Genomic DNA, 19365 nt, shown 5'->3' with positions numbered 1-19365 from the left:
CGCTTCGACACTCGGTGGTCATATCCAATAACAAGACGAGGTTGCACTCCTATGCCAGTCGGCAATCAACTGCCTCACGGCGACACCGCTCAGGGCGGTCCGCTCAAACGCGAACTCGGCGAACGGCATATTCGCCTGATGGCACTCGGTGCCTGTATCGGCGTCGGTCTGTTTTTAGGTTCCGCCAAGGCCATCGAAATGGCCGGCCCGGCGATCATGCTGTCGTACATTCTGGGTGGTCTGGCGATCCTGGTGATCATGCGCGCTCTCGGCGAAATGGCCGTGCACAATCCGGTCGCCGGCTCGTTCAGCCGTTACGCGCAAGACTACCTCGGCCCGTTGGCGGGCTTCCTCACGGGCTGGAATTACTGGTTCCTGTGGCTGGTGACCTGCGTCGCGGAAATCACCGCGGTGGCCGTGTACATGGGCATCTGGTTTCCCGATGTACCGCGCTGGATCTGGGCCCTCGCGGCACTGATCAGCATGGGTTCGGTCAACCTGATCGCGGTAAAGGCCTTCGGTGAGTTCGAATTCTGGTTCGCCCTGATCAAGATCGTCACCATCATTGCGATGGTGATCGGCGGCGTCGGCATCATCGCCTTCGGGTTCGGCAATGATGGCGTGGCACTGGGGATTTCCAACCTGTGGGCCCACGGCGGCTTCATGCCCAACGGCGTGACCGGCGTGCTGATGTCCCTGCAAATGGTCATGTTCGCCTACCTCGGCGTGGAGATGATCGGCCTGACCGCCGGTGAAGCGAAGAACCCGCAGAAGACCATTCCCGATGCGATCGGCTCGGTGTTCTGGCGGATTCTGCTGTTCTACGTCGGCGCACTGTTCGTGATTCTGTCGATCTACCCGTGGAACGAAATCGGCACCCAGGGCAGTCCGTTCGTGATGACTTTCGAGCGTCTGGGCATCAAGACTGCCGCCGGCATCATCAACTTCGTGGTGATCACCGCAGCGTTGTCGTCGTGCAACGGCGGTATCTTCAGCACCGGACGCATGCTCTACAGCCTGGCGCAGAACGGCCAGGCACCGGCCGGTTTTGCCAAGACTTCGAATAACGGTGTACCGCGTCGTGCGCTGTTGCTGTCGATCGGTGCGTTGTTGCTGGGCGTGCTGCTCAACTATCTGGTGCCGGAAAAAGTCTTTGTCTGGGTGACCTCGATTGCCACCTTCGGCGCGATCTGGACCTGGGTGATGATCCTGCTGGCGCAACTGAAATTCCGCAGAGGCCTGAGCGCCAGCGAACGTGCCGGCCTCAAGTACAAGATGTGGCTGTACCCGGTCAGCTCGTACTTTGCGCTAGCGTTTCTGGTGCTGGTGGTCGGCCTGATGGCGTACTTCCCGGACACGCGCGTGGCGCTGTATGTGGGGCCTGCGTTCCTGGTGCTGCTGACGGTGTTGTTCTACGTGTTCAAGCTGCAACCGAGCAACGTAGCGCAAGGTGCTGCGCGTTCGGCTTCGTAAGTTTTAGCGTCTGCATCAACCAAGCCCCGGTCGCGAGACCGGGGCTTTTTTGTTGGCACTGTCGTAGCCCGGCGATACATAACCGCCATGGGGTGAAGTGCTGACCATTCGTCGTAATCGACCCTTGACCTGTAATTTCTGACAGTAGACCGCCAGCGCGTGATGACCTAGGTTGGCTGTTCGCCAAAAACGGCTTTGGCAAGGAACCGAGATGAAAGGATTCTATGCATTGAGTGTGATCGGCCTCGCCGATGGACTGATTCACTGGCAAATATTTTTTGTCCTGTGCACCGCCGCGGGGCTGACTCAAGCCGCGAGTAATTTCGCCGCGTTTTGCGTGGCCGCGGCGTTCTCGTTTTACGTGAATGTGCTGTATACCTTTGAGCGCAATACGTCGATGCTTGGTTATCTTTTGTTTATCGGCGGGATGGGCGGGGTGAGTTTTGCCATCGGTTTGCTTGCCGATGCGCAGCACTGGCATGGATTGGCCACAGTGGCGTCGTTCACACTGTTCAATCTGTCGTCGGGCTACCTGTTTTTCCGGTTTGTCTTGTTGCGCCAAAATCAGCAGTAACGCGCCAGTCCGTTGCGCAGACTGGCGCATTGGCCGTTACGCCGCCACCACTTCCTGCGGCTCAAAACTGTCCGCCCGTGCCATCTGCCACATCCGCGAGTAAAACTCGCCATTCACTTCCCCGGTGAGCAATTCCCCCGGTTTCAGAAACACATGCAACTGCGAGAACAACTTGATCTCGGTCGCCGACATGCGCCGCACCAAGTGCTTGGCCGACAGTTGCGACGGATGTTCCAGCCCAGCTGCGGCCAGCATTTCCGCCAGTGCCTTGAGGGTATTGCGGTGGAAGTTGAACACGCGCTGCGCCTTGTCCGGGACGACGAGGGCGCGCTGGCGCAGGGCGTCCTGGGTGGCGACGCCGGTCGGACATTTGTTGGTGTGGCAGCTCTGCGATTGAATGCAACCGATGGCGAACATGAAGCCGCGCGCGGAGTTGGCCCAGTCGGCGCCGATGGCCAGCACGCTGGCGATGTCGAAGGCGCTGACGATCTTGCCGCTGGCGCCGAGTTTGATCTTGTCGCGCAGGTTCAGACCGACCAGGGTGTTGTGGACAAACAGCAGGCCCTCGCGCATCGGTACGCCGATGTGGTCGGTGAACTCGACCGGTGCGGCGCCGGTGCCACCTTCCTTGCCGTCGACGACGATGAAGTCCGGGAGGATGCCGGTTTCCAGTATGGCTTTGGCGATGCCCATGAACTCCCACGGATGGCCGAGGCAGAACTTGAAGCCTACCGGTTTGCCACCGGACAGTTCACGCAGTTGCTGGATGAACTGCATCATTTCGATCGGCGTGGAAAACGCGCTGTGACGTGACGGCGAGACGCAATCTTCGCCCATCAGGATGCCGCGTGTTTCGGCGATTTCCTTGGTGACTTTGTGTTTGGGCAGGATGCCGCCGTGGCCGGGTTTCGCGCCTTGGCTCATCTTGATTTCGATCATCCGCACTTGCGGGTTCTGTGCCTGGGTGGCGAAGCGTTCCGGGTCGAAACGGCCGTCGCTGGTGCGGCAGCCGAAGTAGCCACTGCCCAGCTCCCAGGTCAGGTCGCCGCCGTGTTCGCGGTGATACGGGCTGATGCTGCCTTCACCGGTGTCGTGGGCGAAGTTGCCGAGTTTCGCGCCTTGGTTCAACGCGCGAATGGCATTGGCGCTGAGCGAACCGAAGCTCATCGCCGAGATGTTGAATACCGAGGCCGAGTACGGCTGACTGCACTGCGGGCCACCGACGGTGACGCGGAAACTGCTCGGGTCGCTCAGCGGTGCCGGACGCATCGAGTGGCCGATGAATTCGAAACCGGATTGATAGACATCGATCAGCGTGCCGAACGGCTTGTCGGCGGTTTCGTTTTTCGCTCGCGAATAGACCAGCGAACGCTGGGCGCGGGAGAAGGGCAGGGCATCGCTGTCGGACTCCAGCAGGTACTGGCGGATCTCCGGGCGGATGCCTTCAACCAGATAGCGGATATTGCCAAGGATCGGGTAGTTGCGCCGTACCGCGTGCGGGCTTTGCAACAGGTCGAACAGACCGATCAGGCTCAGCACGCCGGTGACGGCGGTGATTGGCCACAGCCAGTCATGTTCGAGGAAAGGCAGGCTGGCGAGGGTGAAAATCACGCAGACGGCAAAGAAGGCGTAGCGGCTCAGGAGTGACAGGCTCATACGGTTTCCTTGGTTCGGACTCGGAATAATCAGCGCCGCAGTTCCTTGTGGGAGCGAGCTTGCTCGCGAATGCGGTGGATCAGCCAACATGAATGTTGGATGTGATGGCCCCTTCGCGAGCAAGCTCGCTCCCACAAAAAAGCTTAAATCGCGCTGTTTCAGGCGTTTTGCGCCTGAAGAAAAATCGAAAACAGCTCGGACTGGGATTTGATTCCCAGCTTGCTGTACATGTGTTTCTTATGGACTTTCACGGTTTCTACGGAGATTTCCAGCTTACGGGCGATTTCTTTACTGGAGCAACCGCTGAGCATCAAACGCCCGACATCCAGTTCCCGGGCAGTCAACTGCGCGCCCTTGAGTTGCTGCACCGACGCCTCCAGTTGCACCCGCCAGTCAGCCCGGGCAGGGGCGGCGAGGGCCACGGTTTCGTTGATCTCGTAGGGCAGGCGCTGGCGCAACAGGCCCAGCACCCAAGGCTGAATCAATGACAGCAGGGCAATCTGTTCGCCAGTGAAACGTTTTTCACTGCCCAGCGACAGGCACAACGTGCGCTCACCTTCGAGCTGACAATTGAACTGGATTTCATCGGCCACGACATTCAGACGAAAGTATCGCTGGTAATACTCGGTCAGTTCGAAATGCTCCGGCGCCACTTCCGAGAGGCGATACAGACCGGTGCGGGTTTGCTCGCGACAGGCGATGTAGAACGGGTCGAGCAGGTACAGACCACGCAGATAATCCTGAAACAACTGATCGGGGCTGCCATCTTCGCCGGGGCATTCGGCGAAGACCTGTGGGTGTTGATCGGCACTGAACAGCAGCGCCACCCAGCTATCGAACGGCACGTATTGGTCGAGCAGTCGCACCAGTTGCGCCCAGAAGTTCGGCTTGTCGAGCGCATCGATCAGTTGCCCGACGGCGCGGTGCCAGGTGATGTCGTCAAACGAAAGTGTCATCGATCTACCCCTATCGGGTTACCCCGGCCGCGTAATTCCCTGGCCGGCTGCTTGCTGCGCATACTGGCCCACAGACAGCCACCGGGCAATCTTTCAGCGCCCGCCGCTTATCACAAGGAATTCCCATGAAAGTCGAACTCGCGCAATTGGCAGGCCGTGACAATGCCACGGCCTACAACCTCGAACGCGCACTGGCAGCGATTGCCGCGTGTGCGGCCGACACGCAATTGATCGTGTTCCCGGAGACCCACCTGATGGGCTTCCCGACAGCCGAAACCGTGGCGCAAACCGCCGAACCGCTCGACGGCCCGACCGTCAGCGCGGTGCGGGCCGCGGCGCGTGAACGCGACATCGCCGTGGTGATCGGCATGGCCGAGAACGACAACGGTCGCTTCTACAACACCACGTTGCTGATCACCCCTGAAGGCATTGCCCTGAAATACCGCAAGACTCATCTGTGGGCGTCGGATCGCGGCGTGTTCGAGGCCGGCGACCGTTACGCCACCTGCGAGTGGAACGGTGTGCGCGTTGGCCTGCTGATCTGCTACGACATCGAGTTTCCGGAGTCGGCCCGTGCCTTGGCGCAACTGGGTGCCGAGTTGCTGATCGTGACTAACGGCAACATGGACCCGTACGCGCCGACTCACCGCACCGCGATCATGGCCCGTGCCCAGGAGAATCAGGCCTTTGCGTTGATGGTCAATCGCGTCGAGGCGGGGGATGACGGTTTGATGTTTGCCGGTGGCAGTGCGCTGGTCGATCCGCTGGGGACGTTGTTGTTCGAGGCCGGGCGTGAGGAAGGGACGTTCTGCGTTGAACTGGATTTCGCGCGGTTGGAGATTGCGCGCAGGGATTACCGCTATCTGGATGATCAGCGCTTGAAGTTGCCGGGGGAGGTGCTGGAGCACGGTGATGGTGTTCGCGAGTTGTTGATTCCACGCCGTTGACCGCTGCCCTCACCCTAGCCCTCTCCCGGAGGGAGAGGGGACTGATCGAGTTGATTGCTCGAGTTACGCCGACCAGGAGCAACGGGTCGAACTCAGGTTTTACCCGATCGTTCCCACGCTCTGCGTGGGAATGCAGCCCGGGACGCTCCGCGTCCCAAGAGCGGACGCAGAGCGTCCATTGAGGCATTCCCACGCAGAGCGTGGGAACGATCAGCCACACCCGAAAACATTCGCCGAACCCGGCTCTGCCATAAATCCAATAACATTCGGAGTAAGTCGCCCATGGCTCGTTTGCAACGCACCCTTTCATTAGGGTCGGTGGTGCTGTTCGGCATCGCCTACATGACGCCGATCATTGTCCTCGGCACCTTCGGCATCCTCGCCCAGTCCACCGCCGGCATGGTGCCCGCCGCGTATCTGGCGGCGCTGGTGGCGATGTTCTTCACCGCCATGAGTTACGGGCGCATGGCCGCTGCATTCCCGTCGATCCCGCAATGGATCTGGGTGCTGGGCTTTATCGGCATCACCAGCGCGATCAACATCATTGGCCTGAAACTGGCCAACGGCATCAACGCCTTGCTGATGCTGGTGCAGTTCCTCGTGCTGATCGCTTTCGTCGCGCTGTGCGTGCACTACATCGGTGGCGATGCGAGCACGCCGTTGTGGTCGATCAAGCCGTTCTTCAACGGCGACATGCAGATGCCGCTGATCATGAGCGGCGCGGCCATCGCCTGCTACTCGTTCCTCGGCTTCGATGCGGTCAGCACGCTGACCGAAGAAACCCGCGATCCACGCCGCACCATCCCGCGCGCTGCTCTGCCCGTTGATCGGGCTGGTGGCGGACTTGTGGCTGATGGTCAGCCTCGATCACCTGGCGGTGTACCTGGGCTTGAGCTGGCTGGCGATCGGCGTAGTTTACCTGGCAGTACTCACCGGTGGTTTCCGTCGCCAGCCACCGGAAATGGACTTTCAGCAAGCGACCTGAGGCGTCTTCAGGCCGCGGGCCGGTTCTGGCGCATCGGCAACTCGATGCGAAAGGTCGTGCCCACCCCGGGTTCGCTGCGTACCGAAATGTCGCCACCGTGCTTTTTCACAATGCCGTAGGACAGGGACAGGCCCAGCCCGGTGCCCTGGCCGACGGGTTTGGTGGTGAAGAACGGATCGAAGATTTTCTGCAGGATGTCCGGCGCAATCCCCGCGCCGGTGTCGGCGACTTCCACCCACGCCGTGTCTTGTTGTTGCCCGGTGCGCAAGGTGATGGTGCCGCGTTCGGGGCCCATGGCCTGCGCCGCATTGACCACCAGGTTCATGATCACCTGATTGATTTGCGACGGCAGGCATTCGATGTCCGGCAGGGGCTGGTACTCCTTGATCAGGTCGGCCTTGTACTTGAGTTCACTGGCGACAATGTTCAGCGTCGACTCGATGCCTTGTTGCAGATTGGCCCACTGCCATTGCTGCTGGCTATCGACCCGGGAGAAATCCTTCAGGTCCTTGACGATCTGCCCGACCCGGCCAATGCCTTCCTTGGATTCGCGGATCAGCACCGGAATGTCTTCGAGGAGAAAATCCAGATCGGCGTCTTTGCGCAATTGCTCAAGCCGCGCCACGGATTCAGGATCTGGCGTTGGCCCAAGCGTCTGCCAGGCATCGAGTACGCTGAGCAATTGTTTGAAGTAGCCGTCGAGGGTGCCGAGGTTGGAGGAGATGAAGCCGATCGGGTTGTTGATTTCATGGGCCACGCCCGCCGCCATTTGCCCCAATGAGGCGAGCTTTTCCGACTGTACCAATTGACTTTCCAGTTGCTTGCGCTCGTCGATTTCCCGCTGCAGGTCTTCGCTGGCCTGCTTGAACTGGGCCGTGCGCTGATCGACCAGATGTTCCAGGTGATGCATTTGCAATGACGCGCGTTCGGTCATCTGCCACTTGGTCAGCAGGGTGTTGGCCATCTGCTGCACTTCGATGTTGTCGAAGGGCTTCTTCAGAATCAGCAAGCGGTCATGCGCCTGCAGACGCTCCAGCAGTTCATCCCAGGAATAATCCGAGTAGGCGGTGCAGACCACCACTTGCAACTGCGGATCCTGCTGCCACAGATGCTCGATGGTTTTCGCGCCGTCCCAGCCGTCGGGCATGCGCATGTCGACAAAGGCCAGCGCATAGGGGCGTTGTTCCGCCAAGGCCTGGTTCAGCTTGCCCAAGCCTTCCTCGCCGCCATAGGCCGAGTCCAGCTCGAACGGCGGACGTTCGGCGCGCACCTGAGCGCCAAACAGTGCTGCTTCCATCTCGTCCAGTTCCACTGACTGCGCCGCCGGCGGCGCGAGAATCTTACGAAAGTCTTCATGGATCGACGGCATGTCGTCGATCAGCAGAATGCGGCGGTTCGACAGCTCGCTCATGCGCTCTCCGTGACGCTGATCAGGGGGATCTGCAACGTGAACAATGCACCCTGGCCCGGGCCGTCGCTGTGCGCGGTGAGGTGGCCGTTCATCTCGATGGCGGCCAGGGCGCAGCTGTGCAGACCGAAACCGTGGCCTTCCTTGCGGGTGGTGAAACCGTGGGCAAAGATTCGCGTCATGTTTTCCGGCGAAATGCCTTCGCCGTCATCCTTGACGCTGATTTCAAGGAAGGTGTCATCGACAATTTTGACCGCCAGGGTCATGGTCCGGGGGCGGTTGCTGAGGTCGGACATGGCGTATTTGGCGTTGCTGATGAGGTTGATCAGGATCAGCAGCAAACGGTGTTTGTCGCCCATCACCTGCGGCACGTCAGCGTACTCCCGGACCACCGTGACGTGGTGCCGGGTGAGTGCCCCGGCGTTCATGCGCAACGCGTCTTCGAGCAATTCGTTGATGAACAGCGGTTCGGTCATGCTGTTGGCGCCGGCATAGGATTGCTGGGTGGCGACGATGTCTTTGATGTGGTCGACGCTTTTGTTCATCTGGTTCAACTCGTCGAGCATTTCCTGCTGTTCCTGGGTAATGGCGACCACCAATTGGTTGAGGTAGCCGGGGAGCAATTTGCCCTTGGCGTCTTCGCTGAGGAACACGCCGAGGTCATCCGGGTGTTCGTTGATCAGTTGCATGGCCTTGCCCAGGCCTTGGGCCTTGCTGTTGCGCAGCTTGCGCGTGATCAGGTCGCTGGAAATGTTCACGCTGTTGAGCACGTTGCCGACGTTGTGCAACACATTGGTGGCGATTTCCGCCATGCCGGCCTGACGTGCCGCGTCGAGCAGTTCGCTCTGGGCGTCCCGCAGTTCCCGGGTGCGTTCTTCGACTCTTTGTTCCAGTGCATCGTTGGCCGTTTGCAGGGCGTTATTGACCCGATTGATTTCGGCGAAACTACCGATCAAACGAATGGCCAGCCACACCAGTGACAACACCAGCAAGACCGAAAACAACAGCAGGTAGAAGTGGTATTGCCGGTCGACCCGATCGGCGCTTTGCTGGTCGTGATCGAGCATGGTGGTGATGTTGTCGAGGCGCTCGGCCACGGGGATGTTTTCGATGCTTTCGAGCAACTGATTGACCACTGGCTGCTCGCGCGCAATCAGCGAGATATGGCTGCTCAGGATTCTGATCGGTGTCTGAAACGCGAGCGGCAGGCGTTGTGCATTGACCTTCAGCTTGTTCAGACCGACCTCGATGTCGGCGGCCCGGTCGTCGGAGGTGACCTGGGCGAATTCGAGGGCGCTGAGCAGCAGGTCGTAGGTGTCGGTGGTGATGTTTTGCAGCTGCAATTTATCGAAGTCCGACAGGCTGGCCAGTTGCTGTTGGATGTCGTCTTCAGCGGTGGGCAAAAAAGCCAGGGAGTTGCGTAACAGTGCGTTGTGCGATTTGAACTGTTCGACCAGACGGGTCTTTTCCTGCATCGCCTGCAGGAAGCTTTCGTGAGCATCGTTCCATTGCGTCGAGTCGTTGCGCCCATGCCCGGATTCGATCGCGTCGAAGCGCGCCCAGAGCCGGTTCATCTCATTCATCGGTGACACCAGTGGATCGTAGTTGTGGGTCAGTGCCACCCTGGCCTTGAGGATCTCGTTCTCCCACTGCGAATTCTGCTGTTTGATCTGCCGGATCAGATCCCGCGATTCGGTGTACGTCATGCTCTGGTCAGAGCTGGATTTGAAGTACAGGAACAACAGGATCGAGGCCAGCGCCAGGGCCACCAGGGTCAGCAACAACAGGCTGCGTCGCCGCGAGATGTTGATCATGGCTGGACCTCCCTTTGGCCGGTCAGGGTTGTGAGGAACAGCATGATCAGCCGTTTGTCCTCAGCGCTCGGCATCCGCCCCAACTGGTACTGGAACATCACATCCACAGCGCGTTCGAGGGTGGGGGCCGATCCGTCGTGAAAGTACGGCGCGGTGATCGCGACATTGCGCAGGCTCGGCACTTTGAACACGGCCCGGTCTGCTTCATCGGCGGTGACGTTGAAGCGGCCCTGGTCGGCCACGGTCGGGTTGCCGCGATCGGCAATGTAATCGCCGAACACGCCGAATTTCTGGAACATGTTGCCGCCGATGTTGACCCCCTGATGGCAGGCAATGCAGCCGTACTCCTTGAAGCGCTGGTAACCGTACTTTTCCTCCAGAGTGAGGATGTCGGTGTTGCCGAGCAGGTATTGATCGAAGCGTGAGTTGGGCGTCAGCAAGGTGCGTTCAAAACTGGCCAGCGCCTGCTGGACGTTGGCCTGGGTCACGCCGTCCGGGTAGGTGGCGGCGAAATCACGACGATAGTCGGGGTCGTTGCCGATGCGTTCGATCACGGTGCGCCAGTCGCTGCCCATTTCATGGGGGCTGGTGATGACGACGTTGCTCTGTTCCTCCAGCGTTTCGACGCGGCCATCCCAGAACTGGCGGAAATTGAGGGCCGCGTTGAACACGGTCGGTGTGTTGACGGCCACCGGTTTGCCGTCGAAGCCCAGCGACAAGGCGCGGCTGTCGGCACCGTTCTTGTCGAGTTGATGGCAGCTGGCGCAGGACAGCGTGTTGTTGATCGACAAACGTGGTTCGTGGAATAGCCGTCGACCGAGTTCCACGCGCCGGGGATCCTGCTGCGGCACCGCGGGCAGCGGTTTGAGCGGCTCGTCCAGCGGCTCGGCACTGGCGCCGATACAGACTCCGCACAGCAGCAACGCGATGCCGTAATGGAAAAGGCTCATCGGCAATTGTCTCCCTGACTCCAGGCTGGTTTCACAGTGATCATGCAATCGTCCAGGGCGCGGGTTGCGTACCGGCCAGCAACCGCGCAAATGCGTCTGCGGGCAGGGCTTCGCTGAAAAAGTAGCCCTGGCCTTCTTCGCAGTGATGGGCCTTGAGAAAGGCCAGTTGCTCAGCGGTTTCGATGCCTTCGGCGATGACGTCCAGTTCCAGACTCTTGCCCAGGTTGATGATCGCGCTCACCAGCGCGGCATCGTTGCGGTCGTTGCACAGGTTGCGAATGAACGATTGGTCGATCTTCAGCACATCGATGGGAAATCGCCGCAAGTAGCTCAGGCTGGAATAGCCGGTGCCGAAGTCATCGATGGCCAGACGCGTGCCCAGCGTTTTCAGGCGCTTGAGCGCCGTCATCGTCGCCTCGACGTTTTGCATCAGCACGCCTTCGGTGATTTCCAGCTCCAGCCATTCGGGGGCCAGACCTGTCTGTTCAAGTACGCGCTCGATGCCGGCAACGAAGTCACGCTGGCGAAAATCGATGGGTGACGTGTTGACCGACATGCGGATCGGCGGCAGTCCGGCCAGTTGCCAGGCACGGGTCTGACGACAAGCTTCAGCCAGCACCCATTTGCTCAACGGCACGATCAGGCCGCTGTCCTCGGCCACCGGGATGAAGTCCGACGGATAGACCCAGCCATGCCCGGGTTTCTGCCAGCGCAGCAGTGCTTCGGCACCCACCACTTTGGCACTGCGCAGGTCGATTTTCGGCTGGTAGTGCAGGACGAACTCATGCGCCTGCAGGGCGCGGCGAATGCCCGACTCGATGCTGTGCTGTTCCCGGGCGTGCTGGTTCATGGCTTCGATAAAAAAGCCGATGTTGTCAGGCCCCTGTTCCTTGACGTTGCGCATCGCGGTCTCGGCTTTCTTGATCAGCTCGGTGGCTTCGAGGCCGTCTTCGGGGTAGACGCTGATGCCGAGGCTGGCGGTGACGCTGACGTCGTGGCCGGCAATCGTCTGCGGCAGGCGAATGGCGGCGAGGAGTTTTTCCGCGATGCCGTGGGTTTGCTGAGGGTGGTTGATGTCGCCGAGGATCACCACGAACTCATCGGAACCGTAGCGAAACACCGAGTCCGAATCGCGCACGCAGGACAACAGTTGCCGGGCGACCCGTTTGAGCATCTCGTCACCCGCCGGATGGCCCAGCGCATTGTTGATGCGCTTGAAGCGATCCAGACCGAGAAACATCACCACCAATTGTTTGTCATGCCGTCGGCACACGGCCATGGCCTGACTCAGGCGATCACCGAGCAAGGTGCTGTTGGGCAGTTCCGTGAGGCTGTCGTATTGCAGCAGGTGCGAGACCTTGAGCAGTTCGTGCACCCGCGCTTCGATGGTCCGCTCAAGGCTGAGCATCTTCAGCGCCGCGTCCTGCGCCAGTTGCCATTTCCAGGTCAGGGCGTTGGCCATCTGACGGATTTCCAGGCTGTCGAACGGCTTTTTCAGGATCAGCAACTGATCGCCGAACTCCAGCCGTTCGGCCATCGCTTCCCAGCTGTAGTCGCTGTACGCCGTGCACAAGGCGATTTGCAGGTTTGGGTCGACCCGCCACAGTTGCTCGATGGTTTCCAGGCCATCCCAGCCGGGCGGCATGCGCATGTCGATAAAGGCGAGGGCGTAGGGATTGCCACTGGCCAGTGCGCGGTTGACCAGCGCCAGCGCTTCCTGGCCCTGATAGGCGGAGTCGAGCTGGAAGCTCAGGTGTGGCGTCTGCTGGGTGCCGAACAGCGTCTGCTCCAGTTGCTGCAAATCGACGGCGTCCGCCACCTGCGGGGCGAGGATCTTGCGAAAGTCATCGTGGATCGCCGGCGTGTCGTCGATGATCAGGATGCGCCGGTTGGTCTGCGGAAAAGGCGTTTTCATGCCTCGTCCTCCTTTGGCGTCAGCCGGCAACTGTCCTTGAGCAAATGCCCGGCTTGTTCGGCGCTGACCGCTGCGCTGAAATACATGCCCCGGGCGCTGGGCAGCGGGGGCGCGGAGGGCGGCGTGCACGGTTGATCCGACGACGGCTGGCCTTCAGCAATGATGTCGATGTCCAGATCCCGGGCGAAGTTGACCATCGCGCGCAGGGCGTTGGCACTGGCAACATCGTGGGCGGCACTGTCGACGAAACTCTGCGCCAGTTTGAGGTGATTGACCCGGTAGGTTTTCAGGTAGTCGAACGAGGAGTATTCGGTGCCGAAATCATCGATGGCGATGCTCACGCCCAGTTCACGCAGGCGCGGCAACGCGTCGTTGTGCGTCCACTTGGTCTGGGCCAGTGTGGCCTCGGTGACATCGAAACGCAGGTCCCAAGGGGCGAGTTCCCAACGGGCGGTGGTGCGCAGCACGTTGTAGATCAGCTCGGGGCCGCTCTTGAGTTGGGCCAGCGAAAGTTTGATCGCCATTACGGGCGGCGCGACGCCTTCGTTACGCCACAGATGCATCTGGTGGCAGGCGTGATCCAGCACCCAGCGCCCGAGCGGAATGATTGCGCCGGTTTTCTCTGCAATCGGCACGAAGTCGCAGGCCTGCAGCAGGCCGCGACGAGGATGCTGCCAGAGGACTTGTGCCTCCATGCCGAGAATCCTGCCGCTGTGCAGATCGACCTCCGGCGCATAGCGCAGCATCAGCTCATTGCCCTCAAGGGCGGTCATCAATTCGCTGACGAGGGTCATGCGTTCGGCCACTTCCCGAGAGATTTCCTCGGAGTGGAAGTGGTACTGATTGCGGCCCATTTCCTTGGCGCGGTACAGCGCCATGTCGGCTTGCCCGAGCAGCGCGTCGGCATCGAGACTGAGGTCGCTGTAACTGCTGATGCCGATGCTCACCGAAATATGCAGCGCATTACCGGCCAGGTGGTAGGGCGCCAGCAGCGTGTCGCGAATCTTGGCGGCCATCGCGGCCGATTGGGTCGGGTCGCTGACGTCCAGTTGCAGGATCGCGAATTCGTCGCCGCCCAGGCGCGCCACTACGTCACTTTCGCGGACACTGGACTTGATGCGCCGGGCGACTTCCTGCAACAGCAGATCGCCCACCGGGTGGCCGAAGGTGTCATTGATCCGCTTGAAATGGTCGAGGTCCAGGTAGAACACCGCGAACGGCATGGCGCCTCGTCGTGCGGCGGCGAACGCTTGATGCAGGCGCTCGATCAGCGTGGCGCGATTGGCCAGCCCCGTGAGGCCATCGGAGCGGGCGAGCAAGGCCAGCTTGTCCTCGGCCAGGCGGCGCTCGGTGATGTCGAGGATGATGCCTTCGACTTCCAGTAGACGGCCGTCATCATCGCGCACCGGGATGTAGCGGTTCTCCACCCAGCGCCAGGTGCCCTGGCCGGTGCGCATGCGGAACTCGATGGACGCGCCCGACGCATGCCGATCCAGCACCCGGGCCATGGCCGCATCGACGTTCGCCTGATCGTCCGGATGAATCAGCGCCTGCGCCCAGTCGGGCGAACCCACCAGGTCGGCGGCGACATGGCCGTAACGGGTGATGTTGTGGGAGATGTACATCAGCGCAAACGAGGGTTCGCCGCGCAAACGGTAAAGAATGGTCGGGCTGTTCTGCACGATCACATTGGCGTCGGACAGCTCCCGGGTGCGCTCCTGCACCGCTTGCTCCAACAGGCTCATCTTCAGCTCGGCGTCTTCGGTCATCTGCCATTTGACCGTGAGGGCGCTGGCCATCTGGCGGATCTCGATGGCGTCGAAGGGCTTTTTCAGGATCAGCAAGCGGTCGTTCAGCGCCAGACGCCGGTCGATGTCTTCCCAGGAATAATCGGAATAGGCCGTGCACAGCGCAACTTGCAGCTTGGGGTCGACCTGCCACAGCCGTTCAATGGTCTCCAGACCATCCCAGCCCGGTGGCATGCGCATGTCGATGAAGGCCATGGCGTAGGGGCGGTTTTCTGCCAGCGCGGCCTCGAGTTTTTCCAGGGCTTCGCGGCCCTGAAACGCCGAATCCAGTTCGAAATGTTGGGTTTGCGGTGCGGACGGCGTGCCGAACAGCAGGCTCTCGGTTTCGCCCAAGCCATCGTCACCGGGGATGATCGGGCTGAGAATCTTGGCGAAATCGCCATGGATCGCCGGGCTGTCGTCAACGATCAGCACGCGGCGATTGATGTGCACGGTTGGCGCTGTCATGCCGCGCCACCCGTGGGGAGGCATGCTGTGGTGATCCGGGGCATCCTTTTCCCTCGCCATTTGCCTGTTTGTATCAGCCGATGGAGTCTTGCGCTGTCTTCAGCATAGTCGGCTCCCCGGTACTGCGCTTTCGGCCCCGGACAAAGATCGGCGTGAATGCCGGCCAAAATCATCTAGCCTTGGACTCAGGCGCGGACCGGCGAAGTGTTGGCTCGGTGCGTCGTAATTTCCCTGTTTGCTTGAGGCCATGCCATGGAAGAGCCATCCGCGCCGCTGCCGGCGCATCGACCCACAGTGCTGCTGGTCGATGACGAGGAGTCGATCCTCAACAGCCTGCGCCGCCTGTTACGCGGCCAACCCTACGATCTTCTGTTGGCCACCAGCGGCGCTCAGGCGCTGGAGATCCTCGCGCAGCAGCCGGTGAACCTGGTGATGAGCGATGCGCGGATGCCGGGCATGGACGGTGCGTCGTTGCTGGCGCATGTCCGTGAACGTTTTCCGGCGACGGCGCGGATCATGCTCACCGGCTATGCCGACCCGGCGGCGATCATCAAAGCCATCAATGACGGGCAGATTCACCGGTACATCAGCAAACCGTGGAATGACGAAGAGCTGCTGCTGATTCTGCGCCAGTCCCTCGAACACCAGCATTCCGAGCAGGAGCGCCAACGGCTGGAGCGCTTGACCCGGGTGCAAAACGACCAGCTCAAACTGCTTAACAGCACTTTGGAAAAACATGTCGCAGCGCGCACCGCCGAACTGCAGCAGACCGCCGACATGCTCGATCTGGCGTACGAAGAGCTCAAGCACAGCTACGTTACCGGCACCGAAGTGTTCTCGCTGCTGGCCAATCTGCGCTTGCCACCTGCCAAACAGACCAACCGGCAGATCATTGAACTGGTGCGCAGCTACTGCAAACAGCATGGGCTGGACGAGGCCACCAGCCGTGATCTGACCATGGCGGCGGCGCTGTACAACATTGGCAAACTGAGCTGGACCGACGCGATGATGACCACGCCCTCGGATCTGCTGCGCCATACCGAACGCGAGCGCTATCGCAGCTATCCGAAGCAGAGCGAATCGTTGCTCATGACCCTGGACCCGATGAAGGATGCGGCGCGTCTGATCCTGCATCATCAGGAGCGCTGGGACGGCAGCGGCTTTCCCGACCGGCTCAAGGGCGAGGGCATTCCGTTCGGCTCACGCTTGCTGAAACTGGCAGTGGATTTCGTCGAGTTGCAGCGCGGTCTGATCCTCGAGCGGCAGATGAACAGCGATGAAGCGCTGCTGTACCTGCGCCAGTACGCCGGACGTTTGTACGATCCCGATCTGGTCGAGGATTTCATTCAGGTGTGTGCCGCGTTCCTCAGCGACGTGACGCTGGCGGATCCGTCGGTCAAGGTGCTGTCCACTCGGGATCTGGCGGCGGGGATGATTCTGGCGCGCAACCTCAATGCCGATAACGGCATGCTGCTGCTCAATGCCGGCAAGGTGCTCAACGCGCTGTTGGTGGAAAAGCTGATTGCGTTTGAAGCCATGGAGGGCGGCAAGTACACGATTTTCGTCAAGGTGCCGGAGGAGGTTGAAGCCACGCTCAAGGCGCAGGGGGAATGATCGGTGAGGTGACGTCATTGGGCCGGGCATGGGATCCTTGCGGTTTTTCCAGTGCCGGTGGCTGATCCATGACTTCTGCATCCGTTGTCTCTGCAAACCTCATTCGTATAGCCGCCGCGCTGTTGCTCAATCCCGCAGGCCAGACTCTGTTGGTGCGCAAGCGCGGCACCACGGCGTTCATGCAACCGGGCGGCAAGATCGAGGCGCACGAGTTGCCGGTGCACGCGCTGGCCCGCGAGCTGGAAGAAGAGCTGGGCTTGCAGATCGATCCGGCGCAGGCGGCTTTTCTCGGCCAGTTCTCGGCGCCTGCGGCCAACGAGCCGGGGTGTGTCGTGCAGGCCGAGATCTTTCAACTGACGATCGAGGCCGACGTCACACCGGCGGCGGAAATCGAAGAAGTGATCTGGGTCGATCCGGCCACTGATCCTGCTGTGGTTCTGGCGCCATTGACACGTGACGTGATCCTGCCGTTTTATCGCAAATCGCTGAGCGCAATCGCCTGATCATCCACGCAAAGGACTTTGCCATGATCCCGCTTCAAGACTTGCTGATCTTCGCCGCTGCCGCATTGCTGATGGTGCTGACGCCGGGGCCGAACATGATCTATCTGATTTCGCGTTCGATCTGTCAGGGACGCAAGGCCGGGGTCACGTCGTTGCTCGGTGTGGTCAGTGGATTCTTTGTGCATATGTTCGCCGCGGCTGCGGGATTGACTGCGGTGTTTCTGGCAGTGCCGATGGCCTATGAAGTGCTGAAGTGGGCCGGTGCGCTGTACCTGCTGTGGCTGGGCTGGCAAGCAGTGAAACCCGGTGCGCGCTCACCGTTCGAGGCGCAGCAATTGCCGCCGGACTCGTCGCGAAAGCTGATCACCATGGGCTTTCTCACCAGCGCGCTGAACCCGAAAATCGCCGTGTTCTACCTCTCGGTGTTTCCGCAGTTCATCTCCCCTGAACACGGCTCGGTGTTCACCCAAAGCATCATTCTCGGCCTGACCCAGATCAGCGTCAGTTTCTGCGTCAATTTGCTGATCGCGCTGTTCGCCGCGGGCATCGCTTCGTGGTTTGTGCGTAACCCGACGTGGCTGGCGCTGCAGCGTTATTTCATGGGCTTCGTCCTCGGCGGCCTCGCTGTGCGGCTGATGCTTGAGCAACGCAGGACGGCGTGAACATGTGGATCGAACGGCTGGACGCCAGTCATGCCCTGGCTTACCGCGAACTGATGCTCGAAGCCTATGACCGCCATCCGCAGGCGTTCACCTCCAGCGTTCGCGAACGCGCGGTGATGCCATTGAGCTGGTGGGAGGGGCGTCTGACCAGCAAGCTCGATGTGGTGCTTGGCGCGTTTGAAGCCGGCGCGCTGGCCGGCATCGTCGGCCTGGCCCTCGAACCGCGCGAGAAGGCTCGCCACAAGGCCACGTTGTTCGGCATGTACGTCTCGGCGGATTTTCGTCAGCACGGTCTGGGCCATGAACTGGTACAGGCGGCCATTACCGAAGCGCAAAACCACCCGGCACTGAAACTGCTCCAGCTTACCGTTACCGCCGGCAATGACGCCGCGTTCAATCTCTACCAGCGCTGCGGCTTTATCCAGTTCGGCCTCGAACCGTTGGCGGTGCGGGTGGGCGAAGACTACTTCGACAAGATCCACATGTGGCGTCAACTCTGATATTGCGCTGATCCCTGTGGGAGCGAGCCTGCTCGCGAAGGCAATCTGACAGTCACTATTTGTGTGTCTGATACATCGCTTTCGCGAGCAAGCTCGCTCCCACAAGTGACTCAGCGAACCGCGCTGACACCGTCCAGGGTCGAGAACGACGTGTCCTTCGCCGTCAGGAGAAAATCCCGCATGTACGGTGCATCGAGCATGTCGGTGCGAATCGCCGCGTACAACGTTGCGAACAGGCCTTTTTCCCCCAGCCGTTTACCCTTCACGTAACCGCGCGAGCTGTATTCGTGCAGCGCCCAGTGCGGCATGCCGCAAACACCACGACCACTGGCGACCAGTTGCATCATCATCACCGTCAGTTCCGAAGTGCGCACCTGCGCCGGCTCGATGTCGGCCGGCTCCAGGAAGCGTGTGAAGATGTCGAGACGGTCGCGTTCCACCGGGTAGGTGATCAGCGTTTCCGTCAGCAAGTCTTCGGGGACGATGTACGGCTTGCTCGCCAGCGCATGCTGATTGGCCACGGCAAGCATGGCTTCGTAGGTGAACAGCGGTACATAGGTGATGCCGGCGATTTCCAGTGGATCGGAAGTCACCACCAGATCCAGATCGCCACGCGCCAACGCCGGCAGCGGTGCGAAGGCGAAACCCGAAGCGAGGTCGAGTTCGACTTCCGGCCAGGCATCGCGGAACTGGTCGATGGTCGGCATCAGCCACTGAAAGCAGCTGTGGCATTCGATGGCCATGTGCAAACGCCCGGCCGTACCACCGGCGAGACGACCTATATCCCGCTCGGCGGCGCGCAACAGTGGCAGGGTTGCGTCAGCCAGTTGCAGCAAGCGCAAACCGGCGCTGGTGAATCGTACCGGTTTGGTCTTGCGCACGAACAAAGCCATGCCCAGGCGTTCCTCAAGCTCCTTGAACTGGTGGGACAGCGCCGACTGCGTCAGGTGCAAACGGTCGGCGGCATCGACCAGGCTGTCGGCTTCACGCAAGGCGTGCAGGGTTTTCAGGTGACGGATTTCAAGCACCGAAGGCTCCATGAGGAAAACTTGTGATAAGCGCAAAGAGGGTGAGTTTGTCTCATGATGATAGCGCTGTCGACATCGACGCGTTCTTTTACGGCAGAACCGCCGAGTGATGGCTCAGCAGTTCT

General features: G+C 60.7%; 15 protein-coding genes and 1 pseudogene. 8 read left to right on the top strand and 8 right to left on the bottom strand.

Annotated elements, in window-relative coordinates; genetic code table 11:
- Positions 1–51: 51 nt before the first annotated feature.
- Positions 52–1473, top strand: a complete 1422-nt coding sequence (locus AB4O11_RS02590; protein WP_099757072.1) for an amino acid permease — start codon at positions 52–54, stop codon at positions 1471–1473.
- Positions 1474–1684: 211 nt separating this feature from the next.
- On the top strand, positions 1685–2047 hold the full coding sequence (locus AB4O11_RS02585; protein ID WP_460131042.1) for a GtrA family protein: 363 nt from the start codon (positions 1685–1687) through the stop codon (positions 2045–2047).
- Between the two features lie 36 nt (positions 2048–2083).
- On the opposite strand, the gene AB4O11_RS02580 is transcribed toward AB4O11_RS02585, so the two are convergent.
- Positions 2084–3703, bottom strand: a complete 1620-nt coding sequence (locus tag AB4O11_RS02580; protein ID WP_320336397.1) for an FMN-binding glutamate synthase family protein — start codon at positions 3701–3703, stop codon at positions 2084–2086.
- Between the two features lie 158 nt (positions 3704–3861).
- A complete protein-coding gene (locus AB4O11_RS02575; RefSeq protein WP_460130052.1) occupies positions 3862–4659 on the bottom strand; it encodes a helix-turn-helix transcriptional regulator in 798 nt (265 codons plus the stop codon).
- A 125-nt stretch (positions 4660–4784) separates the two neighbouring features.
- Here AB4O11_RS02575 and AB4O11_RS02570 point away from each other — a divergent pair, with 125 nt between their 5' ends.
- Both AB4O11_RS02570 and AB4O11_RS02565 read left to right on the top strand, forming a co-directional pair.
- Positions 4785–5606, top strand: coding sequence for a carbon-nitrogen hydrolase family protein (locus tag AB4O11_RS02570; protein ID WP_460130050.1), 822 nt, complete (start codon positions 4785–4787; stop codon positions 5604–5606).
- Positions 5607–5888: 282 nt separating this feature from the next.
- Positions 5889–6446: pseudogene (locus AB4O11_RS02565) on the top strand (APC family permease); the annotation flags it as partial.
- A 152-nt stretch (positions 6447–6598) separates the two neighbouring features.
- Here AB4O11_RS02565 and AB4O11_RS02560 read toward each other — a convergent pair.
- From AB4O11_RS02560 to AB4O11_RS02540, 5 genes are read right to left on the bottom strand one after another with little or no spacing between them, the layout of a single operon-like run.
- Positions 6599–8002 carry an ATP-binding protein gene (locus AB4O11_RS02560; protein WP_460130048.1) on the bottom strand — a complete coding sequence of 468 codons (1404 nt, stop codon included), beginning with the start codon at positions 8000–8002 and terminating at the stop codon, positions 6599–6601.
- Positions 7999–9813 (bottom strand): DAHL domain-containing protein, encoded by a 1815-nt coding sequence (locus AB4O11_RS02555; RefSeq protein WP_414927011.1) that lies wholly within the window; start codon positions 9811–9813, stop codon positions 7999–8001. Before AB4O11_RS02555 ends, AB4O11_RS02560 begins: the two co-directional genes overlap by 4 nt.
- On the bottom strand, positions 9810–10763 hold the full coding sequence (locus AB4O11_RS02550; protein WP_099757066.1) for a cytochrome-c peroxidase: 954 nt from the start codon (positions 10761–10763) through the stop codon (positions 9810–9812). The genes AB4O11_RS02555 and AB4O11_RS02550 overlap by 4 nt, the downstream gene beginning before the upstream one ends.
- Positions 10764–10803: 40 nt before the next feature.
- The gene (locus tag AB4O11_RS02545) at positions 10804–12678 is read right to left on the bottom strand and encodes a putative bifunctional diguanylate cyclase/phosphodiesterase (RefSeq protein ID WP_460130046.1); all 1875 of its coding nucleotides are present in this window, start codon (positions 12676–12678) and stop codon (positions 10804–10806) included.
- Entirely contained in the window at positions 12675–14933 is a 2259-nt protein-coding gene (locus tag AB4O11_RS02540) for an EAL domain-containing protein (protein ID WP_460130044.1), read from the bottom strand. The genes AB4O11_RS02545 and AB4O11_RS02540 overlap by 4 nt, the downstream gene beginning before the upstream one ends.
- A 252-nt stretch (positions 14934–15185) precedes the next feature.
- Here AB4O11_RS02540 and AB4O11_RS02535 point away from each other — a divergent pair, with 252 nt between their 5' ends.
- From AB4O11_RS02535 to AB4O11_RS02520, 4 genes are all read left to right on the top strand, one after another.
- Complete coding sequence (locus tag AB4O11_RS02535) at positions 15186–16547, top strand: response regulator c-di-GMP phosphodiesterase, NosR family (protein ID WP_093430597.1); 1362 nt, start codon at positions 15186–15188, stop codon at positions 16545–16547.
- A gap of 68 nt (positions 16548–16615) precedes the next feature.
- Positions 16616–17050: an NUDIX hydrolase gene (locus AB4O11_RS02530; RefSeq protein ID WP_093430596.1), complete on the top strand. Its 435-nt coding sequence runs from the start codon at positions 16616–16618 to the stop codon at positions 17048–17050.
- A gap of 23 nt (positions 17051–17073) precedes the next feature.
- Entirely contained in the window at positions 17074–17712 is a 639-nt protein-coding gene (locus AB4O11_RS02525) for a LysE family translocator (RefSeq protein WP_460130042.1), read from the top strand.
- 2 nt (positions 17713–17714) lie between these two features.
- Entirely contained in the window at positions 17715–18212 is a 498-nt protein-coding gene (locus AB4O11_RS02520) for a GNAT family N-acetyltransferase (RefSeq protein WP_099757062.1), read from the top strand.
- A gap of 110 nt (positions 18213–18322) precedes the next feature.
- Here AB4O11_RS02520 and metR read toward each other — a convergent pair whose 3' ends face one another.
- Positions 18323–19240, bottom strand: a complete 918-nt coding sequence (gene metR / locus AB4O11_RS02515; protein WP_007916739.1) for a transcriptional regulator MetR — start codon at positions 19238–19240, stop codon at positions 18323–18325.
- Positions 19241–19365: the final 125 nt, after the last annotated feature.

It is taken from the genome of Pseudomonas sp. H1_D05, assembly GCF_054682705.1.
The sequence above is the reverse complement of the archived record's forward strand: the minus strand, read 5'-3'. Positions and strand labels throughout refer to the sequence as shown.

Coding starts and splice junctions, on each gene's coding strand:
- AB4O11_RS02525 (WP_460130042.1), top strand. CDS start 17,074: ATGATCCCGCTTCAAGACTTGCTGATCTTCGCCGCTGCCGCATTGCTG.
- AB4O11_RS02540 (WP_460130044.1), bottom strand. CDS start 14,933: ATGACAGCGCCAACCGTGCACATCAATCGCCGCGTGCTGATCGTTGAC.
- AB4O11_RS02550 (WP_099757066.1), bottom strand. CDS start 10,763: ATGAGCCTTTTCCATTACGGCATCGCGTTGCTGCTGTGCGGAGTCTGT.
- AB4O11_RS02570 (WP_460130050.1), top strand. CDS start 4,785: ATGAAAGTCGAACTCGCGCAATTGGCAGGCCGTGACAATGCCACGGCC.
- AB4O11_RS02545 (WP_460130046.1), bottom strand. CDS start 12,678: ATGAAAACGCCTTTTCCGCAGACCAACCGGCGCATCCTGATCATCGAC.
- AB4O11_RS02575 (WP_460130052.1), bottom strand. CDS start 4,659: ATGACACTTTCGTTTGACGACATCACCTGGCACCGCGCCGTCGGGCAA.
- AB4O11_RS02585 (WP_460131042.1), top strand. CDS start 1,685: ATGAAAGGATTCTATGCATTGAGTGTGATCGGCCTCGCCGATGGACTG.
- AB4O11_RS02530 (WP_093430596.1), top strand. CDS start 16,616: ATGACTTCTGCATCCGTTGTCTCTGCAAACCTCATTCGTATAGCCGCC.
- AB4O11_RS02555 (WP_414927011.1), bottom strand. CDS start 9,813: ATGATCAACATCTCGCGGCGACGCAGCCTGTTGTTGCTGACCCTGGTG.
- AB4O11_RS02535 (WP_093430597.1), top strand. CDS start 15,186: ATGGAAGAGCCATCCGCGCCGCTGCCGGCGCATCGACCCACAGTGCTG.
- AB4O11_RS02560 (WP_460130048.1), bottom strand. CDS start 8,002: ATGAGCGAGCTGTCGAACCGCCGCATTCTGCTGATCGACGACATGCCG.
- AB4O11_RS02590 (WP_099757072.1), top strand. CDS start 52: ATGCCAGTCGGCAATCAACTGCCTCACGGCGACACCGCTCAGGGCGGT.
- AB4O11_RS02520 (WP_099757062.1), top strand. CDS start 17,715: ATGTGGATCGAACGGCTGGACGCCAGTCATGCCCTGGCTTACCGCGAA.
- AB4O11_RS02580 (WP_320336397.1), bottom strand. CDS start 3,703: ATGAGCCTGTCACTCCTGAGCCGCTACGCCTTCTTTGCCGTCTGCGTG.